This window comes from Alienimonas sp. DA493, from assembly GCF_043951915.1.
Lineage (GTDB): Bacteria > Planctomycetota > Planctomycetia > Planctomycetales > Planctomycetaceae > Alienimonas.
The window spans coordinates 1-4276 of record NZ_JBINJD010000256.1; the positions used below are offsets into that span (position 1 = coordinate 1).

At 68.6% G+C, this 4276-nt stretch carries 3 protein-coding genes and 1 pseudogene; 2 read left to right on the forward strand and 2 right to left on the reverse strand.

All coding sequences use genetic code 11. The features are described 5' to 3' along the window. Positions 1-193: 193 nt before the first annotated feature. Both ACG2DA_RS21855 and ACG2DA_RS21860 read left to right on the forward strand, forming a co-directional pair. Positions 194-388, forward strand: coding sequence for a transposase (locus ACG2DA_RS21855; protein ID WP_395258682.1), 195 nt, complete (start codon positions 194-196; stop codon positions 386-388). 70 nt (positions 389-458) lie between these two features. Then, positions 459-1487, forward strand: coding sequence for a glycosyltransferase family 2 protein (locus ACG2DA_RS21860; RefSeq protein ID WP_395258683.1), 1029 nt, complete (start codon positions 459-461; stop codon positions 1485-1487). Between the two features lie 198 nt (positions 1488-1685). Here ACG2DA_RS21860 and ACG2DA_RS21865 read toward each other — a convergent pair. Next, a pseudogene (locus ACG2DA_RS21865) lies at positions 1686-2942 on the reverse strand (IS701 family transposase). Between the two features lie 88 nt (positions 2943-3030). Next, entirely contained in the window at positions 3031-4203 is a 1173-nt protein-coding gene (locus ACG2DA_RS21870) for a hypothetical protein (RefSeq protein ID WP_395258685.1), read from the reverse strand. Positions 4204-4276 lie beyond the last annotated feature (73 nt).

Here is a 4276-nt window from a genome sequence, read left to right on the forward strand (position 1 = left end):
CCGGGCGTTGCGGACGTTGGGTCTGACGCGAAAGAAAAGACGCTCCTGCCCGCCGAGCAACTCCGCCCCGACGTCGCCGACGCCCGCCGCGACTGGCGCGCGTTCCTGAGGACGCTCGACCTGCGGCGGGTCCTGGTTCTCGACGAGACCTGGGCCAGGACGAAGACGACCCGGCTCTACGCCAGAAGCCCGGGTGGCCTACCTGCCGCCCTACAGCCCGGACTTCAATCCGATCGAGCCGGCGTTCTCCAAGTTCAAGACCCTGCTGCGGACCGGCGCCCGCCGCACCACCGACGCCCTGTGGGAGTTGTGCGGGCGGGCCTGCGACCTGATCACGCCCGCCGACTGCCGCGGCTATTTCCGCCACTGCGGATATCGCTACGCCTAACTGCGGTTCGCTCTGAACAGAACCGCGGCAGGGTCTAGGAACGATTCCCAAGCGCCAGTACGATTCTTCCATGACGACTGCCACCGCTCTGCCGCCGGCCGCAGCTCCTCCTGGGTACGTCAGCGGCGTGACCGAGCCGGACGTGCAAGAGCTGCGGTCGACCGACACGTTGCCGGTGACCGTGCTTATCGCCGTTCGGAACGAGGCCGCCAATCTGCCGAAGTGTCTCGCTGCGCTTGGTCCTGCTGCCGCGGTCGTCGTGGCGGATTCCGGCAGCGCCGACGGTACCGTCGAGATCGCCCGCGAAGCCGGGGCGGAGGTCGTGCAATTCCGGCACGCGGGGGGCTATCCGAAGAAACGGCAGTGGGTCCTCGACACGTTCGATTTCGCCACCCCGTGGGTCCTGCTGCTCGACGCTGATGAGGTCGTCCCGCCCGCCCTATGGGCCGAGATTGCGGCCGCGTTACGAGATGACGCGGACGATCCAGACTCGCCCATCGGCGGACCCTCGGCATACCTGATCCGAAAGGGGTTTCACTTTCTAGGGCGGCGGTTTCGGTTCGGCGGGTTTAGCTTTGACGCGATGCTCCTCGTTCGGCCGGGCCATGTGCGATTCGAACGACTCGCCGAAGTCCCGGGGGACACACTCGATATGGAGGTGCACGAACGGCTCATCGTCGACGGGCCGATCGGCCGGTTGAACACCCCGCTGATTCATGAGGATTTTAAGGGGCTGGAGGCCTACCTAGACCGCCACAATCGCTATTCGACTTGGGAGGCTCATCTCCGGCATCGCCTGTTGACTACCGGCCGGTACGGCGAAGACAGCGTCGTCGCGAAGTTGACCGGCAACCCCCAAGAACGGCGCCGGTGGCTGAAGCGGCTCGCCGTTCGCACCCCCGGCGAACCGCACCTGTGGTTCTTGTACCACTACGTGGCGAAACTCGGCTTTCTCGAGGGCCGGGCTGGGCTGATCGCCAGCCGCATTCGAGCGGATTACATCCGGCAGGTGCGGGCGAAGATTCACGAACTCGCCCTTCGGGACACAGACGCGGACAACTGTGGGGTCGCCGCCTCGTTGGACCGTCGGCCGCGTTAGTACTACAGTTGCAGGACGGCGGCCCGGGGCGGGTCGTGGCCGCGGGCTTTGTAGTGGCTGAGCAGGGCTCGGCGTTGATGCCGCCGTCGCCAACGCGACCACGCCAACGCGACCACGCCGAGGCGACCACGCCGAGGCGGCGGCGGGCGAAGATCAGTCGGACCAGCACGCGGCGGACCTCGGGAACCGTCAGCGGGATCAGGGCGTCGTCGGCGTCGGCGCCCTCCGCTCGGTCCGCGGCTTCGTTCGCTTTTTGAGGGCGGTGGTTCGCTCCGCGGCCTGCACACGGATCGCCGTCAGAGACGCGTGGGCCAGCATCGAGAGCGTCACGTGCCGATGTCAGCCGTCCCAGCCGCGGACCTCGTAGCCGTCCAGCCCGGTCTCCTGCTTGGCCTGCTCGAAACAGACTTCAATCGCCCAGCGGGCGCCGGCGACCTCCGCCAGCTTTCGCAGCGTCGTCCCCTTCGGCGAGCAGGTCAGGTCGTAGGCCCGCTCGGCCGCGCCGGCCGTGGATTCGGTCAGGCTCTCGCGGACCAGCAGCGCCTTGCGAAAGACGCGGCCGTCCTCCTGCTCCAACGCCGCCCCGAACCGGATCGCCGCCCAGCGGTACCGCCGCTCGCCTTTCGTGCCGAAGCCGCAGGACAGTTCCTCCCAGTCGCCGTCAGGGTCGGCGGGGTCGCCCACAAACCTTTTCGCGTAGTCTTCAACCTTCAGCTGCCGAAACCCCGGCGCCCACAGCCGCTAGGCCTTCGGGACCGCCACGACGAACCCCACGCCCCGGTCCTCCAGCAACCGGCGGAAGCGGGAGTCGGCGCCGTAGGCCTCGTCGGCGGTCGCCCAATCGCAGGGCACGCCGGCGTCCAACGCCCGTTCGACCATGTCGCAGGCCAGCGTCGGCTTCGTCCGGAACGCGACCTCTGCGGGCACCTTGGCCTCGGCCCGGCGGTCGGCGCCGTCGGCCCACTCCCGCGGCAGATACAGGGCCCGGTCGATCAGGGCGTGGCCGCGGGGCGTCTTCAGAGCCAGAAACACGCCGATCTGACAATTCTCGATCCGGCCCGCCGTTCCGGAATATATCCGCGTCACGCCGACCGACTTGGTCCCCTTCTTCAAAAACCCGGTCTCGTCCACGATCAGCACAGGCTCGTCGATTCCGTCGTTCTTCCTCGAGTCGCACAACCGCTCGACCGCGTAGCTCCGCAGGTCGTCGCGGACCGCGTTGGCGTTCCAGCGCGCCCGGGCGACGAAATACTGGAGGTTTGTCGGCGTCGCCTCGCCGAACTCTTCGGCAAGCTGCCAACCGTTCTTGCGTTCAACTCGATCTATTAAGCCCCGCAGGTACTGCCCGGCCCACGCTCGCAACTGCCGGCGGGCGCACAGCCGCCGGATCCGCACCGCCGCGGCGTCGACCTCCCGCGCCCACCGCCGGACCTCCCGAACGCGAACCGCGATCACCGCCGAACTTCTTGCAGGCAAGCTCCAGAACGCTCAGACTCTGCCGGTCCGGTCGCCGTCCTACAACTGTAGTATTAGGACCGCCGGTTCAGCGGGGGCGATCGTAGCGGATCGTGACGAACGCGAAGGGGGGCAACACCTCGCGGCGAACGGACTGCTGGTCGGCGGTGATGCCCTCGCCCCGGCCGATTTCCAGGGACTTCGTCCCCCTGCCGCCCGGCACCAGGTCCTGGGCCTTGCCGGGGGGAGCGACGTCCGCGAACTGCACGTGGATCACGCCGATCCGGCCGCTGGCCCCGCGGCCCTGCGAGGACGCCGCCCCGGCGCCGTACTCCACCACGGAGAACGCCTGATAATTGTTCTCCCCCTGCATCCGCAGGAACCAGCCGGGGATGTCGAGGGTCTGCCCCGGCTCGTAAATATAATGCGGGCCGACCGTCAGCTTGCCGTCGGCGGTGCGGTGGATTTCGTCGGTGAAGTGGAAGCTGTTCAGGCCGTCCAGCGAGGCCTTCACGGCGATCTCCTCCTCGGAGTCGTTATGAATCCGCAGTTGGAAGACCTCGCCCAGATCCAGATCGACGAACACCTGACCGTCCTGCACCTTGGCCGCCCGGGGGCTCAGTTGGTTGAGGGAGGGGCCGGCCATCACCTCGACGGCGAACAGGCTTTCGGCGTCCGGCAGCACCCGGCTGCCGTTCCGCACCACCGCGGTGGGTTCCTCCTCGAGGCTCTCCAGGTCGTTGCGGCGTCTGTCGCGATCGGCGGGGGCGGCGTCCGGTTTGGGGGCGGGCTCGGCGATCGTGCCGGTGACGCCGATCACCTCGGCGACTTCCTCGTCGGCGTCGATGAGCAGGGGGATGCGGGTGACGGTCTCAGCGAACTCCAAGTCCACCACCTCCGCGTCCACTTTCACCACCTTGCGGCCGGCGAACTCCGGGCTGCGGGTTTTGGCGAAGGCGTAGGTGCCGTGCACCTCGTAGGCGGCGCCGTCCTTCACCACGCGGGCCTTCGCGGCCTCCAGCGCCGTCTTCAACGACTCCTCCAGGCCGGGGCCGAAGTTCGCGTTCAGGCCGACCGGGGTGAACTGGCCGATCCGCACCGGCTTGCCCTCCGCGACCTCGGCGACCCGCCGGGCGAGGGCGGCGGACTGGTCCTGAACCGTGGCCTTGGTCTCGGCGGCGCAGGCGGCGGGGGCGGCGGTCAGGCCGACCGTCAGGGAGAGCCACCCGACGAGGGCGGCGGGGATCGATGAGCGAGCCATGTCGAGCGGGCGGTTCGGGGGACGTTGTGAGCGGGGGGGAAGCAGAGGTGCGTGCGGGGGAGCGTCCCGGACG